We start from the raw sequence: 16,046 nt of genomic DNA, 5'->3' as shown, positions 1-16,046 counted from the left end.
TCAATGCTCCCGGCTTTCGAAGTCGATGCGCGGATCGACAAAGGTGTACGTGAGGTCGCCGATGAGTTTCACCACCAATCCCAACAGGGTGAAGATGAACAGCGTGCCAAAGACCACCGGGTAATCGCGGTTGATCGCTGCCTCAAAACTCATCAGCCCGAGGCCGTCGAGGGAGAAGATCACTTCCACCAGCAACGAGCCAGTGAAGAAGATGCCGATAAACGCCGACGGGAACCCGGCGATCACCAGCAGCATGGCGTTGCGAAACACATGGCCGTAGAGGACGCGGTGATTGGTCAGGCCCTTGGCCTTGGCGGTGACCACGTACTGCTTGTTGATTTCGTCGAGGAAGCTGTTTTTGGTCAGCAGCGTCATGGTCGCGAAGTTGCCGATCACCAACGCCGTCACCGGCAATGCGAGGTGCCAGAAGTAATCGAGAATCTTGCCGCCCATGCTCAACTCGTTGAAGTTGTTGGAGGTCAGCCCTCTGAGCGGGAACCAGTCGAAATAGCTGCCGCCGGCGAACACCACGATCAGCAGGATGGCGAACAGGAACGCCGGGATCGCGTAGCCGACGATGATCGCCGAACTGGTCCAGACGTCGAAGTGGCTGCCGTGTCGCGTCGCCTTGGCGATCCCCAGCGGGATCGACACCAGGTACATGATCAGCGTGCTCCACAGCCCGAGGGAGATCGACACCGGCATCTTTTCCTTGATCAGGTCGATGACCTTGGCGTCGCGGAAGAAGCTGTCGCCGAAATCCAGGGTGGCGTAGTTCTTGATCATGATCCACAAGCGTTCCGGCGCCGATTTATCGAAGCCGTACATGTGTTCGATTTCCTTGACCAGCATCGGGTCCAGGCCCTGGGCACCGCGATAGGCGGAGCCGGCCACCGAAACTTCGGCACCGCCGCCGGCGATGCGGCTGGTGGCGCCTTCGAAGCCCTCGAGCTTGGCGATCATCTGTTCCACCGGCCCGCCGGGGGCGGCCTGGATGATCACAAAGTTGATCAGCAAAATGCCGAGCAAGGTCGGGATGATCAGCAGCAGTCGCCGAAAAATATACGCCAGCATCTGATTACTCCGTGCCCGCAGGGTCGGCTTGCAGTTTGGTTTCGACTTCTACCGCAGGTTTCGCATCGGGCTTGACCCACCAAGTGTTGATGCCGATGTCGTACTTGGGTGAGATTTTCGGGTGACCGATGTGGTTCCAGTAAGCCACGCGCCAAGTCTTGATGTGCCAGTTGGGGATCACGTAATAGCCCCATTGCAGCACGCGGTCCAGCGCGCGTGCATGGGCCACCAGGCTTTTGCGCGAATCGGCGTTGATCAGTTGCTCGACCAATTGGTCCACCACCGGGTCTTTCAGGCCCATGGAGTTGCGGCTGCCGGGTTTGTCGGCGGCAGCGGACATCCAGAATTCACGCTGTTCGTTGCCCGGTGAATTGGACTGCGGGAAGCTGCCGACGATCATGTCGAAGTCCCGGGAGCGTACGCGGTTGATGTACTGCGAGACGTCGACCCGGCGGATCACCAGGTCAATCCCCAGGTCGCTGAGGTTGCGCTTGAATGGCAGCAGCACCCGCTCGAATTCGGTTTGGGCCAGCAGGAATTCGATGGTCACCGGTTTGCCGGTGGCGTCGACCATCTTGTCATCGACGATCCGCCAGCCCGCCTCTTGCAGCAGCTGATAGGCTTTGCGCTGCTGGGTGCGGATCATGCCGCTGGCGTCGGTCACCGGGTTCTGGAACGCCTCGCTGAACACCTGCTCGGGAATCTTGCCGCGGAACGGGTCGAGGATCGCCAGTTGATCGGCGTCCGGCAGGCCGCTGGCAGCCATTTCCGAATTCTCGAAGTAACTGCGGGTGCGTGCGTAGGCGCCGTTGAACAGCTGCTTGTTAGTCCATTCGAAGTCCAGTAACAGCGTCAGGGCCTGGCGCACGCGCACGTCCTGGAACACCGGGCGGCGCAGGTTGAACACGAAGCCTTGCATGCCGGTCGGGTTGCTGTTCGGGATCTGTTCCTTGATCAACCGGCCTTCGGTCACGGCAGGAATGTTGTAGGCGTTCGCCCAGCTCTTCGCGGCCATTTCCAGCCAGTAATCGAACTGCCCGGCCTTGAGCGCTTCCAGGGCCACGGTGTTGTCGCGGTAATAGTCGGTGGTCATGACGTCGAAGTTGTAGAACCCGCGGTTGGCCGGCAGGTCCTTGCCCCAGTAATCCTTGACCCGCTCATAGCGCACCGAACGCCCGGCCTTGACTTCGCTGACCTTGTACGGGCCGCTGCCCAACGGCATTTCCAGGTTGCCCTTGTTGAAATCGCGAGTTGCCCACCAATGCTTGGGTAACACCGGCAACTGGCCAAGGATCAGCGGCAGCTCACGGTTGTTGTTGTGTTTGAACTTGAACAGCACCGTCAGCGGGTCTTCAGCGACCACTTCCTCGACATCGCTGTAGTAACCGCGGTACAGCGGCGCGCCGTCCTTGATCAGGGTCTGGAAGCTGAACACCACGTCCTCGGCGCGCATCGGATGCCCGTCGTGGAAGCGCGCTTCGGGGCGCAGGTAGAAACGCACCCAGCTGTTGTCCGGGGCTTTTTCGATCTTGCCGGCGACCAGGCCGTACTCGGTGAACGGTTCATCCAGGCCCTGTTTGGCCAGGGTGTCGTAGATCATGCTGATGTCGTCGGCCGCGACACCCTTGCTGATGAAGGGATTGAGGCTGTCAAAGCCGCCGAAACCGGCCTGACGGAAGATCCCGCCCTTGGGCGCGTCGGGGTTCACGTAATCGAAGTGTTTGAAGTCGGCCGGGTATTTCGGCGGCTCGTTGTACAGGGTCAGGGCATGTTGCGGGGCGGCGCAGGCCAGCCCGGCGAACAACAGGCCGCTGGCCTGCAAGAGCAGGGCGCGTACGGGTTTCATCGATCTTTCTCCGAAGATTTCAGCCACCACGCGCTCAGGCCCAACGTGTAGGGCGGCGCGGTGACGAAGGCGAACCGGTTGCGGTAGGCCAGGCGGTGATAATTGAGGTACCAGTTGGGAATGATGTAGTGCTGCCACAGCAACACCCGGTCCAGGGCCTTGCCGGCGGCGACCTGTTCGTCGCGGGTCTGGGCGGCGAGCAATTGTTCGAGTAAATGGTCCACCACCGGATTGGCGATGCCCGCGTAGTTTTTGCTGCCCTTAACCCCGACCTGGCTGGAATGGAAGTACTGCCATTGTTCCAGGCCCGGACTGAGCGTCTGGTTGAGGGTCATCAGGATCATGTCGAAATCGAACTGATCGAGGCGTTGCTTGTACTGGGCGCGATCGACCGTGCGCAGCCGAGCGTCGATGCCGATGCTGGCGAGGTTCTCGACGTAAGGCTGAAGGATGCGTTCCAGGTTCGGATTGACCAGCAGAATCTCCAATCGTAACGGTTGCCCAGCGGCATTCTGAACGTGCTGGCCGCTGAGCTTCCAGCCGGCCTCAGCGAGCAGGCCCAGGGCCTGGCGCATGGTTTCCCGGGGAATGCCGCGCCCTTGGGTCTGCGGCAGGCTGAACGGCTCGGTGAACAGCTTGGCGGGCAACTGCTCGCGATACGGCTTGAGCATCAGCCATTCATGGCCGACCGGAAGGCCGGTGGCGGAGAACTCGCTGTTGGGGTAGTAGCTCATGGCGCGTTTGTAAGCGCCGCTGAACAGGGTGCGATTGGTCCACTCGAAGTCGAACATCAGGCCCAGCGCTTCACGGACCTTGGTCTCGGAGAAGGCCGAGCGCCGGGTGTTCATGAACAGGCCCTGGCTTTGGGTCGGGATCTGATGCGCGATCTGCGCCTTGATAACGTCGCCGCGTCGCACCGCCGGGAAGTTGTAACCGTTGTCCCAGTTCTTTGCCTGGTGCTCGATATAGATGTCAAATTCGCCGGCCTTGAAGGCTTCGAAGGCGACGTCGCTGTCGCGGTAGAACTCGACTTCCATGCGGTCGACGTTGTATTTGCCGCGATTGACCGGCAGGTCCTTGCCCCAGTAGTCCTTGACCCGTTCGAAAACGATCTGACGCCCGGGCTCTACCGACGTGATGCGATACGGTCCACTGCCCAGTGGCGGTTCGAAGGTGGTGGCCTTGAAGTCACGACCTTTCCAGTAATGCTGGGGCAGCACCGGCAATTCGCCCAGGCGCAGGATCAGCAACGGATTGCCGGCGCGCTTGAAGACGAAACGAATGCGCTGCGGGTTGAGGATGTCGACCCGCGACACTTCCTGAAGATTGGTACGGTATTGCGGATGGCCTTCCTTGAGCAACAAACGGTAGGAGAACGCCACGTCGTAGGCGGTAATCGGCGTGCCATCGTGGAAACGCGCTTCGGGGCGCAGGTTAAACACCACCCAGCTGCGGTCCTCGCTGTATTCCACGGATTGGGCGATCAGGCCATAGCTGGAGGTCGGTTCATCGCCGGACGGCGCGTACTGCCCGGTGCCGACCATCAGTGTTTCGTTGAGCTCGTTGATGCCGTATTGCAGGAAATTCGGCGTGGAAACCGGACTTGAACCCTTGAAGGTGTAGGGATTGAGTGTATCGAAGGTGCCAAACGCCATCACCCGCAAGGTACCGCCCTTGGGCGCTTGCGGGTTGACCCAGTCGAAGTGGGTAAATCTGGCCGGGTACTTGAGCGTGCCGAACTGCGCATAACCATGGCTTTCGCTGATCGTCGCGCTTGCGGGGGAGCTCAAGGCCAGGCTGATCAGGAGCAGGAGGAGGGGACGCTTCAAGTCAGAGATCCGATCCAGGCGGCTTGGGCTTTGTGGCCCGTACAGTAACAGCTTGTATCGACAGGAAAAAGACGGGTGCTGAAAGCGGTGTCGGGGCATAAAAAAGATCGCAGCCTTCGGCAGCTCCTACATGTGCTTACATCCGTAGGAGCTGCCGAAGGCTGCGATCTTGTTCGGTTTCACGTCAATCAGTGTGGGGAAGCAACCGTCAGCATCTGACCCGGCTTCAGCGCCTGACCGACACGCGGGTTCCAGCGCTTGAGGTGCTGCATTTCAACGTTGAATCGCTTGGCGACCATGTACAGCGAGTCGCCTTGCTTGACCTTGTATTGAGTCTGCTGTTGCTGCTTCTTGCTGTCTGACTTGCTGTTCGCCGCCACGACGGTGTTGACCCGACCGCTGCTGCGTTTGGCGGTGTCCTGCATGACCAGCGTCTGGCCGACCTTGAGGTTCTTGCCGGTCAGCTTGTTCCAGCGTTGCAGGTCCTTGATATCGACTTTGTTGGCCTTGGCGATGGTGCCGAGGTTGTCGCCGCGTTTAACGCGGTAAGCGCGTTTGAGACTGGCAAGTTCGGAATCGTCTGCGCCTTCGAATACTGGCTTGAGCGGCTTCTTGCTGATCAGCTCCTCAGGCCGCATGGTCGAGAGACTGGTCGTCAACAGTTGCGCCTTGGACGTTGGCACCAGCAAATGCTGAGGGCCATCGATGGTGGTGCGCTGCTTGAAGGCCGGGTTGAGCTGAAACAATTCGTCTTCGTCGATGTTGGCCACCGCGGCGACCTTGGACAGGTCCATGCGCTGGTTGATTTCGACGACCTGGAAGTACGGTTCGTTGGCGATCGGGTTCAGGTTCACGCCGTAGGCTTCGGGCGCCAGCACCACTTGCGACAACGCCAGCAACTTCGGTACGTAGGCCTGGGTTTCGGCGGGGAGCGGCAGGTTCCAGTAATCGGTCGGCAAGCCGAGCTTTTCGTTACGCTCGATGGCCCGGCTGACCGTGCCTTCGCCGGCGTTGTAGGCCGCGAGGGCCAGCAGCCAGTCGCCGTTGAACATGTCGTGCAGGCGGGTCAGGTAATCCATGGCCGCGGTGGTCGAGGCGGTGATGTCGCGACGGCCATCATAGAAACGGGTTTGACGCAGATTGAAGTAACGCCCGGTGGAGGGGATGAATTGCCACAAGCCAACCGCGTCGGCCCGGGAATAGGCCATCGGGTTGTAGGCGCTTTCAATCACTGGCAGCAGCGCCAGTTCCAGCGGCATGTTGCGTTCTTCAAGGCGTTCGACGATGTAGTGAATGTAGAGGCTGCCGCGTTCGCCGGCATTTTCGAGAAAGGACGGGTTGCTGGCGAACCACAGGCGCTGTTGCTCGATGCGCGGGTTGACACCCAGGTTGTCCTGCAACTGGAAGCCTTGGCGCATGCGCTCCCAGACGTCTTGTGGAACTTGTGGAGTCGGTTTTTCGCTGAGCCAGATTGGTTTCTGCTTGGCTCGGGCGGCGATATTCGGAGTGTGTGCCGCGTCGGTTTGCGGCACATGGCTTGAACAGCCCGCCAATGTGGCGGACACAGCCACCGCGATGGCTTGAGCCAAGCGGGTCAATGCGTCTGAATTGATGGCTTTACGAATAGATGACGACATTGGCTGGAAGTAAGTTCCGGGCAAAAATGTCGGGCGATTCTAGAAAGCGCACCCCCTGCGGTCAACCATTCAGAATTTTTGTACCAACGGGATAGCTACTTAGAACTTATCTTTCCAAGACCGAAGAGCAGCAAAAACCGCACTCGGAGCCCGGATATGAGTTCCGCTCCGTTCGTCCACTTTTTCTTTAACGGATGTTTCGCCGGTACGTAAAAACGGATTTGTGAGCTTTTCAAGCGCCAGCGTAGAGGGCAGCGTCATGATTCCGGCTGCACGTTGCGCGGTGACTTTTTCCAGACGTGCGGCGGTGTCCGGATTGCCCGGTTCGACCGCTGCGGCAAACTTCAGGTTGCTCAGGGTGTATTCGTGGGTGCAATAGACCAGCGTATCCTCAGGCAATGACGCCAGGCGCGTCAGCGAGGTGTGCATCTGCTCCGGGGTGCCTTCGAACAAGCGACCGCAACCGGCGGCAAACAGCGTGTCACCGCAGAACAGCAAACCGTGATGGTAATAGGCGATATGCCCCAGGGTGTGGCCGGGGACGGCAAAGATATCGAAGTCCCAGCCCAGCACGCTGACGCGGTCGTTGTCCTTGAGCGCCACGTCCCGGCCCGGGATGGTTTCGCTGGCCGGACCGTAGACTTTCGCGTCTGTCGCTTTTTTAAGCTGCTCGACGCCGCCGACATGGTCATGATGATGGTGAGTGATCAGAATATCGCTGAGCACCCAGCCCGGATGCGCCGCCAGCCAGGCCTGCACTGGCGCGGCATCGCCCGGATCGACCACGGCGCAGCGCTGGGTACGGTGGTCTTGTAACAACCAGATGTAGTTGTCGGTGAAGGCGGGCAGGGCACTGATCTGTATCATCGTCGGATTCGCCAAGCGGAAAACAATGGCGCATCTTAGAACTTCCTGGCGCGTTGGAGAATGCAATGACCGATAAAGCGTTCGCTCAGGCTGATCCTGAGTGGCTGACATTGATCAGCGCGGCCCGTGAATGGCTGTCCGGCCCCATTGGGCAATTTCTGCTGGACGAAGAACGTCGCATGCTCGAAGACGAGTTGGGGCGCTTCTTTGGTGGCTACCTGGTGCATTACGGCCCGTCGGCCCAGCCCCCGCCGTCGGCGCCGCAAGTCCAGCGCAATGTACGTCTCGGTGCGCCGTTGCCGGGTGTCGAGATCGTCTGCGAAGAGCAGGCGTGGCCTTTGAGCGAGCATGCCGCCGACGTGGTGGTGTTGCAGCATGGGCTGGATTTCTGCCTGTCGCCCCACGGTTTGCTGCGTGAGGCGGCGAGTAGCGTGCGGCCCGGCGGGCATCTGCTAATCGTCGGGATCAATCCCTGGAGCAGCTGGGGCTTGCGCCATGTATTCGCCCACGACGCCTTGCGCAAGGCTCGCTGCATCTCCCCGTCGCGGGTCGGCGACTGGCTCAATCTGCTGGGCTTCGCGCTGGAGAAACGCCGCTTCGGGTGCTATCGTCCGCCGCTTGCGTCACCCGCCTGGCAGGCTCGTCTGGCTGGTTGGGAGCGCAAGGCCGGTGACTGGCAACTGTCGGGTGGCGGCTTCTATCTATTGGTGGCGCGCAAGATCGTGGTGGGCCTGCGGCCCGTCCGTCAGGAGCGTCGCGAACCGATGGGCAAGCTGATTCCATTGCCGATGGCCAAGGTCAATCGTCGCCGTATCGATCCGTAATACACTTTTTATTTTCCCGGCCGGGTTTCCCCGGCCTCGGGCATCGTCGATCACTGATCGGCGAGCCACCGCATTTTCTGGATAGATTGGCATGAGCGATAGCGTAGAACTCTTCACCGACGGCGCCTGTAAAGGCAATCCTGGCCCAGGCGGCTGGGGCGCTTTGCTGGTGTGCAAGGGCATTGAAAAAGAACTGTGGGGCGGCGAAGCCAACACCACCAACAACCGCATGGAGCTGATGGGCGCGATCCGCGGCCTGGAAGAACTCAAGCGCTCCTGCGACGTACTGCTCGTGACTGACTCGCAATATGTGATGAAAGGCATCAACGAGTGGATGGACAACTGGAAGAAGCGCGGCTGGAAAACGGCGGCGAAAGAACCGGTTAAAAATGCTGATTTGTGGAAGCTGCTCGATGAGCAGGTCAATCGCCACAACGTCACCTGGAAATGGGTGCGTGGCCACATCGGCCACCACGGCAATGAACGGGCCGACCAATTGGCCAACCGTGGCGTGGATGAAGTGCGCGGTTACAAACAGGCCTGACCCCTGTGGGAGCCGAGCTTGCTCGCGATGAACGATGACGCGGTGCACCTGAAAGACCCCGGCGAGCGTGTTAACATCGCCGCTTTTGCACGATTGACCCGTTGAGAGCTGAGCACTGATGGCCACCAGATCCGTTGTACTCGATACCGAAACCACCGGCATGCCGGTGACCGACGGCCACCGGATTATCGAAATCGGTTGTGTCGAGTTGATTGGTCGGCGCCTGACGGGCCGGCATTTCCACGTTTACCTGCAACCGGACCGCGAGAGTGATGAAGGCGCCATTGGCGTCCACGGCATCACCAACGAATTTTTGGTGGGCAAGCCGCGCTTCATTGAAGTGGCCGATGAGTTCTTCGAATTCATCAAGGGCGCGCAGCTGATCATTCATAACGCGGCGTTCGACGTTGGCTTCATCAACAACGAATTCGCCCTGATGGGCCATCACGATCGTGCAGACATCACGCAGCACTGCTCGATCCTCGACACCCTGATGATGGCCCGGGAACGTCACCCGGGGCAGCGCAACAGTCTCGACGCCTTGTGCAAACGTTATGGCGTCGACAACTCTGGCCGTGAACTGCACGGCGCCTTGCTCGACTCCGAGATCCTCGCCGACGTTTACCTGACCATGACGGGCGGCCAGACCAGCCTGTCCCTGGCCGGTAATGCCTCCGATGGCAATGGTTCCGGTGAAGGGGCGGACAACTCGGCCACCGAAATCCGCCGTCTGCCGGTCGATCGTCAACCGACGCGAATCATCCGCGCCAGCGAAGATGACCTGGCCCAACACGTGGCACGCTTGGAAGCCATCGCCAAATCCGCCGGCGCTCCGTCGCTCTGGCAGCAACTGGCCGAGGCCAAGGCTCAAGCCTGATTTTCTCGCCACACAATGGTGCGCCCGATGACCCGCTTCAGGGCACCGACGCTCGCCACAAGCGCTTGAACCCTCTACCCTGAGGTGATTGGCGGACTACGGTCTGCCGCCTCAGGACACTGAGCCTCATGTATAAAGATCTGAAATTCCCGGTCCTGATCGTCCATCGCGACATCAAGGCCGACACCGTCGCCGGTGACCGCGTGCGTGGCATCGCCCGGGAACTGGAGCAGGAAGGCTTCAGCATTGTCTCGGCGGTGGATTACACCGAAGGGCGCCTGGTCGCCTCGACCCATCACGGTCTTTCCTGCATGTTGATTGCGGCGGAAGACGCCAGCACCCACTCCCATCTATTACACAACATGGCCGAGCTGATCGGCCTGGCGCGGGTTCGTGCGCCCGACTTGCCGATCTTCGCACTGGGTGAGCAGGTGACCCTGGAGAACGCTCCCGCCGACGCCATGGCTGAACTCAATCAGCTGCGCGGCATCCTTTATCTGTTCGAAGACACCGTGCCCTTTCTGGCCAGGCAGGTCGCCCGAGCGGCACGCAAATACCTGGATAGTCTGCTGCCGCCTTTTTTCAAAGCGCTGGTGCAGCACACGGCCGATTCCAATTATTCCTGGCACACACCCGGCCATGGCGGCGGCGTGGCGTACCACAAAAGCCCGGTGGGGCAGGCGTTTCACCAGTTCTTCGGAGAAAATACCCTGCGTTCGGATTTGTCGGTGTCGGTGCCGGAACTCGGTTCTTTGCTCGATCACACCGGTCCGCTAGCCGAGGCGGAAGCAAGAGCAGCCCGCAATTTCGGCGCCGATCACACCTTCTTCGTGATCAATGGCACCTCGACCGCCAACAAAATCGTCTGGCATTCGATGGTCGCTCGGGATGACTTTGTGCTGGTGGACCGCAACTGCCACAAGTCGGTGCTGCACTCGATCATCATGACCGGCGCCATCCCGTTGTACCTGTGCCCGGAGCGCAATGAGCTGGGGATCATCGGCCCGATTCCGTTGAGCGAATTCAGCCGCGAATCGATTCAGGCCAAAATCGACGCCAGCCCGCTGACCAAGGGCCGGGCGCCCAAGGTCAAGTTGGCGGTGGTGACCAATTCGACGTACGACGGCCTCTGCTACAACGCTGAGCTGATCAAACAGCAGCTGGGCAACAGCGTCGAGGTCTTGCACTTCGATGAAGCCTGGTACGCCTACGCGGCGTTTCACGAGTTCTTCGCCGGACGTTATGGCATGGGCACTTCCCGCAGTGAAGACGGCCCGCTCGTGTTCACCACCCATTCCACCCACAAACTGCTGGCGGCGTTCAGCCAGGCGTCGATGATTCACGTTCAGGACGGCGGCGCGCGGCAACTGGATCGGGATCGCTTCAATGAAGCGTTCATGATGCACATCTCCACGTCGCCGCAGTACAGCATCATCGCTTCGCTGGACGTGGCTTCGGCCATGATGGAAGGGCCGGCGGGGCGTTCGCTGTTGCAGGAAATGTTCGACGAAGCGCTGAGTTTCCGCCGGGCGCTGGCCAATCTGCGCCAGCACATCGCCGCTGATGACTGGTGGTTTTCCATCTGGCAGCCGCCGTCGGTGGAAGGCATCGACCGCGTTGTCACGCAAGACTGGCTGCTGCAACCCGACGCCGACTGGCACGGCTTTGGCGGCGTGACCGACGACTACGTGCTGCTTGACCCGATCAAGGTAACTTTGGTGATGCCGGGCCTGACGGCAGGCGGCGCCCTCAGCCAGCGCGGGATTCCAGCGGCGGTGGTCAGCAAATTCCTTTGGGAGCGTGGGCTGGTCGTTGAAAAGACCGGGCTGTATTCGTTCCTTGTGCTGTTCTCCATGGGCATCACAAAGGGGAAGTGGAGCACGTTGCTGACCGAGTTGCTGGAGTTCAAGCGCAGCTACGATGCCAATGTCAGCCTCGCCACTTGCCTGCCGTGCGTGGCGCAAGAGAATGTCGCGCGTTATCGGGGCATGGGTTTGCGCGATCTGTGCGATCAATTGCACGCCTGCTACCGCAGCAATGCCACGGCCAAACACCTCAAACGCATGTACACGGTGCTGCCGGAAATCGCCATGAAGCCATCTGACGCCTATGATCAATTGGTGCGTGGCGAAGTTGAAGCGGTGTCGATCGATGCTCTGGATGGGCGGATCGCCGCGGTGATGCTGGTGCCGTACCCGCCGGGTATTCCGTTGATCATGCCCGGCGAGCGTTTTACCGAGTCGACCCGCTCGATCATCGATTACCTGGCATTTGCGCGCACGTTCGATAGCAGTTTCCCGGGTTTTGTCGCTGATGTGCACGGATTGCAACACGAAGACGAGGGCAATGGACGGCATTACACCGTTGATTGCATCAAGGAATGAGGACCTTTCCCAGTATGCAACCGATCATGAATCCGAAATACCCAGGGCTGTCGGTGCGCGTTGCCGACGATGGTTTTGCAGCCTACATCTGGGGCAGTGATTTCAGTTTTGAAGTCGCGGCCTACGGCGCAGCCGAAATCGGCAAACCGGTGGAGCAGTGGCCGGTGACACCGATTACGCCCTATCGCAAGTGCTACGGCATCGACCCGGAAGAGTTCAGCAGCTTCCGCGACGCCGCTGACAGCGCGATTTTCATGGCTTATCTCGATGATGAGCCGGTGGGGCACCTGGTGGTCAGCACCAACTGGAACGGCTTTGCCCATATCGACGAGTTGGCGGTGCATGCGCCGGCGCGTCGCCATGGCGTGGCCAAGGCATTGCTGGATGTGGCGCAGTTCTGGAGCCGCAAAAAGAAACTGCCGGGCATCATGCTCGAAACCCAGAACAACAATTTGGGCGCCTGTCGGCTTTATGAGCGCAGTGGTTACGTCATGGGCGGAATCGATCATCTGCGCTATCGCGGAATCGATCCGAACACCGCCGAAGTGGCGCTGTTCTGGTATCGATTGTTCGATAACCCGCTGGAAACGCCTAGCTCGCCAACATCGCCACGGCTTGTTCCGTGATGATGCCCAGTAAGGCCTGAACCGCCGGTGATGGCTCGCCGTTCTTGAGGGTCAAGGCATAAAGGCTGATCGGCACGGCAGGCGCCAGCGGGCAGGCATCCAGCCCGGCCGATTTGGCCCCGAGGGCGGTGAAAGGGTCAACGATGGCCAGGCCTTCACCGGCCTCGACCATGCTGCGCATCATCTGGTGAGTCTGTACGCGGGTCTGAATGACCGGGGCAGGGCGCAGGGCATGCAGCTTGTTTTCCAGCGCCGGACTCAGCGGATCATGACCCTCCAGGCCAACCATCGATTGGCCGGCCAGGTCCTGCAGTGAGATGTACTTTTGTTTGGGTTGCAACCAACCGTGAGGTGCCAGCAACTGAAGTTTGCCTTGGGCAATCACCTGGCAATGAATGTCGGCGTGATCGGGATCATGCAGGCTCAGGCCCAGATCGCTTTCGCGCAGCAGCAGGCTTCTGACGATTTCGCGGGTGGGTTGGCTCAGGAGGGTGCAAGGCGCGTCAGGGAGACGTCGGCGCAGGGCGGCAATGCTGTGTGGCAACAGCTGCTGTGCCAGGGGCGGCGTGCAAATGATCCGCAAGGGTGGAGCTTGATATTGCTTGAGACTGTTGGCCAGGCGCTGGACCGGCTCGAGCGCTTCATAAACGTGGGCGATCTGGACCTGCAACTCCCGCGCCTCGCGCGTGGCCTGCAGGCGTCCACGCACGCTGGAAAACAGCATGAAACCCAACTGATCTTCGGCGTCGCGAAGAATGCCTTCGACTTCGGCCACAGGCAGCTGCAGCCATTCGGCCGCGGTGCCCAGGTGACCGGTCTGCAGGAGCGCCTGGATCACTTCGATATGACGTAAACGCATGCGTGAAGTCCATGTTCAGCAGATGAGGGAGTCAGTGGCTGAATCCTAACTCAAGTGCGCGCATATGACTTCTGCTCATAACACGGGGTTATGAGGCGACGGTGGTTTCCGGCAAGCTTCCGACATAGGTATCGGGTTCGCGAACGATGGTGACGTCCGATTGCACCAGCAGAAATTGGTTGTCATCGAGCTTTTTGACGCGATCGCCAATGGCCAATTTGTAGGTGGTGACAGGCACCGAGCCAGTGAGGCCGTCTGCCGACGGGGTGGATTCCTGGAACTCATGCACGGAATAGACACGGCCTTCCGCGTCTCTTGCATGGAACTGACCGACGAGTACTGCTGCCATCTGCTTAGAACCTCTGGGGATAAATCACTCAATATGCGGCTGTGTAGACCGTGGTTGGGCGAGGTAAGTTTTCCTACAGGAAAAAAATAGTCAGGGGCGGCGTTTTCAGTCGCCCACTGGTTGAATCGTCATCTATAACTACAAGCTCTTTCCATCGGACAGTCGAGAATCTTCCATGAGCAACGTCTATACGATCGCCGTACTGGTCGGCAGCTTGAGAAAGGAATCGATCAATCGCAAGGTGGCGCTGGCCCTGGCCGACCTGGCGCCTGCCAATCTCAAACTTGTTATCATCGAAATCGGCGATCTGCCGCTCTACAACGAAGACATTGATGGTGCTTCACCGCCGGCAGCCTACAGCACTTTCCGACAACAAGTCAGTTCATCCGACGCAGTGCTGTTCGTGACCCCCGAATACAACCGTTCGGTGCCAGCGCCGATGAAGAATGCGATCGATGTGGGTTCGCGTCCCTATGGCAAGAGTGCCTGGAGCGGTAAGCCTGGAGCGGTGATCAGTGCTTCGCCGGGCGCTGTCGGCGGTTTTGGTGCCAACCATCACCTGCGCCAGTCCATGGTGTTTCTGGATGTGCCGTGCATGCAGCAACCGGAAGCCTATCTGAGCGGCGCCGGTTCAGCGTTCGACGAGGCAGGCAACTTGTCCGAGTCGGTCAGACCGTTTTTACAAAAATTTATCGATGCTTACGGCAAGTGGGTCGAGCAACACAAGAAGGCGTGACAAATCCCTGTAGGAGCAAAGCTTGCTCGCGATGGCGGTGATCAGGCGGTTGTTCCACGGCCAGGTCGCGCCAGTGGAGGGGCATGTGATCCGGCTATAGCACGCCGATCTGTCGTAGCAGCTGCCGATCCCGGTGCGTTTAGGTGTAGGGCAGCCAGTTTTGGCTTTACTCCGCTCGTGCGTTGCGGCTGAATCGCGGTTTATTTGCGCACAAGGCTGTTTTGCATGCTCATTGCGTCGCTGATTTTTCTGCTGACCATCACGCTGGTGATCTGGCAACCCAAAGGCTTGGGTGTTGGCTGGAGTGCGGTATTCGGTGCAGTGCTTGCCCTGATTTTCGGGGTCGTACACCTGAGCGACATCCCGCTGGTGTGGCAGATCATCTGGAATGCCACCGGCACCTTCGTTGCGTTGATCATCATCAGTCTGCTATTGGACGAGGCGGGGTTCTTTGCCTGGGCGGCGCTGCATGTGGCGCGTTGGGGGCGGGGCAGCGGACACAAGCTGTTTGCTTATATGGTGCTGCTCGGCGCCTTGGTGTCGGCGTTGTTCGCCAATGACGGGGCGGCGCTGATTCTCACGCCCATCGTTATTTCCATGCTGCTGGCATTGCGCTTTTCCCCGGCGGCGACCCTGGCGTTCGTCATGGGCGCCGGTTTCATCGCTGACACCGCGAGTCTTCCGTTGGTAGTGTCGAACCTGGTGAACATCGTTTCCGCGGACTTCTTTCACATCAGTTTCAACCGTTATGCGGCGGTGATGATCCCGGTCAACCTGGTGAGTGTCGCGGCGACCTTGGCGATGCTGATGTGGTTTTTCCGTCGTGACATTCCCAAGGGTTACGACCCCGAGCAACTGGCGCATCCGGCTTCAGCGATCCACGACAACGCCACGTTTTATGCCGGCTGGGCCGTGTTGGTGATTCTGCTGCTCGGCTGCTTTGCGCTGGAACCGCTGGGGATTCCGATCAGTGCCATCTCGGCGGTGTGTGCGGCGTTGCTGCTGGCCATCGCCGCCCGTGGTCACAAGATTTCCACGCGCAAAGTTATCAAGGAAGCGCCGTGGCATATCGTGATTTTCTCGCTGGGCATGTACCTGGTGGTCTATGGCCTGCGCAATGCCGGGCTCACGGGGTATGTGGCGGGATGGCTGGATGGTTTTGCCAGTTACGGCGTGTGGGGCGCGGCCATGGGCACGGGCGTGCTGACGGCGCTACTGTCGTCGATGATGAACAATCTGCCGACGGTGCTGATCGGTTTGCTGTCGATCGATGCCAGCCAGGCGACCGGTGTGGTGAAGGAGGCGATGATCTACGCCAACGTTATCGGCAGTGATCTGGGGCCGAAGATTACGCCGATCGGCAGTCTGGCGACGTTGCTGTGGCTCCATGTGCTGGAGCGCAAGAGCATTCGGATTGGCTGGGGATATTACTTCAAGGTCGGGATTGTGCTGACGGTGCCGGTATTGTTGGTGACGTTGGCGGCGCTGGCTGTGCGGTTGTCCATTTAAATTGAGTTGGCCTCATCGCGGGCAAGCCTTGCTCCTACAGGTTTTGTGTCGTTCGCAAAATTTGTGATCGACACCGATCCTGTAG

At 59.7% G+C, this 16,046-nt stretch carries 14 protein-coding genes; 7 read left to right on the top strand and 7 right to left on the bottom strand.

What is annotated here, in order from left to right; all coding sequences use genetic code 11:
• The 5 genes from ACYZT5_RS09475 to gloB all read right to left on the bottom strand — a co-directional run bounded on the left by ACYZT5_RS09475 (nt 1) and on the right by gloB (nt 7,253).
• On the bottom strand, nt 1-1,074 hold the full coding sequence (locus tag ACYZT5_RS09475; RefSeq protein ID WP_462050857.1) for a microcin C ABC transporter permease YejB: 1,074 nt from the start codon (nt 1,072-1,074) through the stop codon (nt 1-3).
• Between the two features lie 4 nt (nt 1,075-1,078).
• The gene (locus tag ACYZT5_RS09470) at nt 1,079-2,920 is read right to left on the bottom strand and encodes an extracellular solute-binding protein (protein WP_462050856.1); all 1,842 of its coding nucleotides are present in this window, start codon (nt 2,918-2,920) and stop codon (nt 1,079-1,081) included.
• On the bottom strand, nt 2,917-4,749 hold the full coding sequence (locus ACYZT5_RS09465) for an extracellular solute-binding protein (RefSeq protein ID WP_462050855.1): 1,833 nt from the start codon (nt 4,747-4,749) through the stop codon (nt 2,917-2,919). The genes ACYZT5_RS09470 and ACYZT5_RS09465 overlap by 4 nt, the downstream gene beginning before the upstream one ends.
• Before the next feature lie 188 nt (nt 4,750-4,937).
• A complete protein-coding gene (locus ACYZT5_RS09460; RefSeq protein WP_462050854.1) occupies nt 4,938-6,386 on the bottom strand; it encodes a transglycosylase SLT domain-containing protein in 1,449 nt (482 codons plus the stop codon).
• A 99-nt stretch (nt 6,387-6,485) separates the two neighbouring features.
• Entirely contained in the window at nt 6,486-7,253 is a 768-nt protein-coding gene (gloB, locus tag ACYZT5_RS09455) for a hydroxyacylglutathione hydrolase (protein ID WP_462052222.1), read from the bottom strand.
• A 65-nt stretch (nt 7,254-7,318) separates the two neighbouring features.
• Between gloB and ACYZT5_RS09450 the strand changes: the two genes are divergently transcribed.
• The 5 genes from ACYZT5_RS09450 (at nt 7,319) to ACYZT5_RS09430 (ending at nt 12,508) form a co-directional block, all read left to right on the top strand.
• Nucleotides 7,319-8,077 carry a methyltransferase domain-containing protein gene (locus ACYZT5_RS09450; protein WP_462050853.1) on the top strand — a complete coding sequence of 253 codons (759 nt, stop codon included), beginning with the start codon at nt 7,319-7,321 and terminating at the stop codon, nt 8,075-8,077.
• Nucleotides 8,078-8,168: 91 nt separating this feature from the next.
• Nucleotides 8,169-8,621 carry a ribonuclease HI gene (gene rnhA / locus ACYZT5_RS09445; protein ID WP_008152099.1) on the top strand — a complete coding sequence of 151 codons (453 nt, stop codon included), beginning with the start codon at nt 8,169-8,171 and terminating at the stop codon, nt 8,619-8,621.
• A gap of 118 nt (nt 8,622-8,739) precedes the next feature.
• The gene (gene dnaQ, locus ACYZT5_RS09440) at nt 8,740-9,498 is read left to right on the top strand and encodes a DNA polymerase III subunit epsilon (RefSeq protein ID WP_462050852.1); all 759 of its coding nucleotides are present in this window, start codon (nt 8,740-8,742) and stop codon (nt 9,496-9,498) included.
• A 128-nt stretch (nt 9,499-9,626) separates the two neighbouring features.
• On the top strand, nt 9,627-11,882 hold the full coding sequence (locus ACYZT5_RS09435) for an Orn/Lys/Arg family decarboxylase (RefSeq protein ID WP_462050851.1): 2,256 nt from the start codon (nt 9,627-9,629) through the stop codon (nt 11,880-11,882).
• Nucleotides 11,883-11,896: 14 nt separating this feature from the next.
• Nucleotides 11,897-12,508 (top strand): GNAT family N-acetyltransferase, encoded by a 612-nt coding sequence (locus ACYZT5_RS09430; RefSeq protein ID WP_462050850.1) that lies wholly within the window; start codon nt 11,897-11,899, stop codon nt 12,506-12,508.
• Here the strand turns inward: ACYZT5_RS09430 and ACYZT5_RS09425 are convergent.
• The gene (locus ACYZT5_RS09425; protein ID WP_462050849.1) at nt 12,474-13,367 is read right to left on the bottom strand and encodes a LysR family transcriptional regulator; all 894 of its coding nucleotides are present in this window, start codon (nt 13,365-13,367) and stop codon (nt 12,474-12,476) included. The two genes, ACYZT5_RS09430 and ACYZT5_RS09425, sit on opposite strands and share 35 nt — an antisense overlap.
• Before the next feature lie 88 nt (nt 13,368-13,455).
• Nucleotides 13,456-13,716: a hypothetical protein gene (locus ACYZT5_RS09420; protein WP_461959147.1), complete on the bottom strand. Its 261-nt coding sequence runs from the start codon at nt 13,714-13,716 to the stop codon at nt 13,456-13,458.
• Nucleotides 13,717-13,891: 175 nt separating this feature from the next.
• Here ACYZT5_RS09420 and ACYZT5_RS09415 point away from each other — a divergent pair, with 175 nt between their 5' ends.
• Together ACYZT5_RS09415 and ACYZT5_RS09410 are read left to right on the top strand one after the other, a co-directional pair.
• A complete protein-coding gene (locus tag ACYZT5_RS09415) occupies nt 13,892-14,452 on the top strand; it encodes an NADPH-dependent FMN reductase (RefSeq protein WP_462050848.1) in 561 nt (186 codons plus the stop codon).
• A gap of 225 nt (nt 14,453-14,677) precedes the next feature.
• Nucleotides 14,678-15,961: an arsenic transporter gene (locus ACYZT5_RS09410; RefSeq protein WP_462050847.1), complete on the top strand. Its 1,284-nt coding sequence runs from the start codon at nt 14,678-14,680 to the stop codon at nt 15,959-15,961.
• The last annotated feature ends 85 nt before the right edge of the window (nt 15,962-16,046 follow it).

It is taken from the genome of Pseudomonas sp. LB3P14 (assembly GCF_054898045.1).
This window is presented reverse-complemented; position numbering and strand designations above follow the sequence as displayed.

What these genes read in the sequence shown, in the direction of transcription:
- ACYZT5_RS09410 (WP_462050847.1), top strand. Translation starts at nt 14,678, where the DNA reads ATGCTCATTGCGTCGCTGATTTTTCTGCTGACCATCACGCTGGTGATC.
- ACYZT5_RS09425 (WP_462050849.1), bottom strand. Translation starts at nt 13,367, where the DNA reads ATGCGTTTACGTCATATCGAAGTGATCCAGGCGCTCCTGCAGACCGGT.
- ACYZT5_RS09415 (WP_462050848.1), top strand. Translation starts at nt 13,892, where the DNA reads ATGAGCAACGTCTATACGATCGCCGTACTGGTCGGCAGCTTGAGAAAG.
- ACYZT5_RS09470 (WP_462050856.1), bottom strand. Translation starts at nt 2,920, where the DNA reads ATGAAACCCGTACGCGCCCTGCTCTTGCAGGCCAGCGGCCTGTTGTTC.
- ACYZT5_RS09435 (WP_462050851.1), top strand. Translation starts at nt 9,627, where the DNA reads ATGTATAAAGATCTGAAATTCCCGGTCCTGATCGTCCATCGCGACATC.
- dnaQ (WP_462050852.1), top strand. Translation starts at nt 8,740, where the DNA reads ATGGCCACCAGATCCGTTGTACTCGATACCGAAACCACCGGCATGCCG.
- ACYZT5_RS09460 (WP_462050854.1), bottom strand. Translation starts at nt 6,386, where the DNA reads ATGTCGTCATCTATTCGTAAAGCCATCAATTCAGACGCATTGACCCGC.
- ACYZT5_RS09475 (WP_462050857.1), bottom strand. Translation starts at nt 1,074, where the DNA reads ATGCTGGCGTATATTTTTCGGCGACTGCTGCTGATCATCCCGACCTTG.
- gloB (WP_462052222.1), bottom strand. Translation starts at nt 7,253, where the DNA reads ATGATACAGATCAGTGCCCTGCCCGCCTTCACCGACAACTACATCTGG.
- ACYZT5_RS09430 (WP_462050850.1), top strand. Translation starts at nt 11,897, where the DNA reads ATGCAACCGATCATGAATCCGAAATACCCAGGGCTGTCGGTGCGCGTT.
- ACYZT5_RS09450 (WP_462050853.1), top strand. Translation starts at nt 7,319, where the DNA reads ATGACCGATAAAGCGTTCGCTCAGGCTGATCCTGAGTGGCTGACATTG.
- ACYZT5_RS09420 (WP_461959147.1), bottom strand. Translation starts at nt 13,716, where the DNA reads ATGGCAGCAGTACTCGTCGGTCAGTTCCATGCAAGAGACGCGGAAGGC.
- rnhA (WP_008152099.1), top strand. Translation starts at nt 8,169, where the DNA reads ATGAGCGATAGCGTAGAACTCTTCACCGACGGCGCCTGTAAAGGCAAT.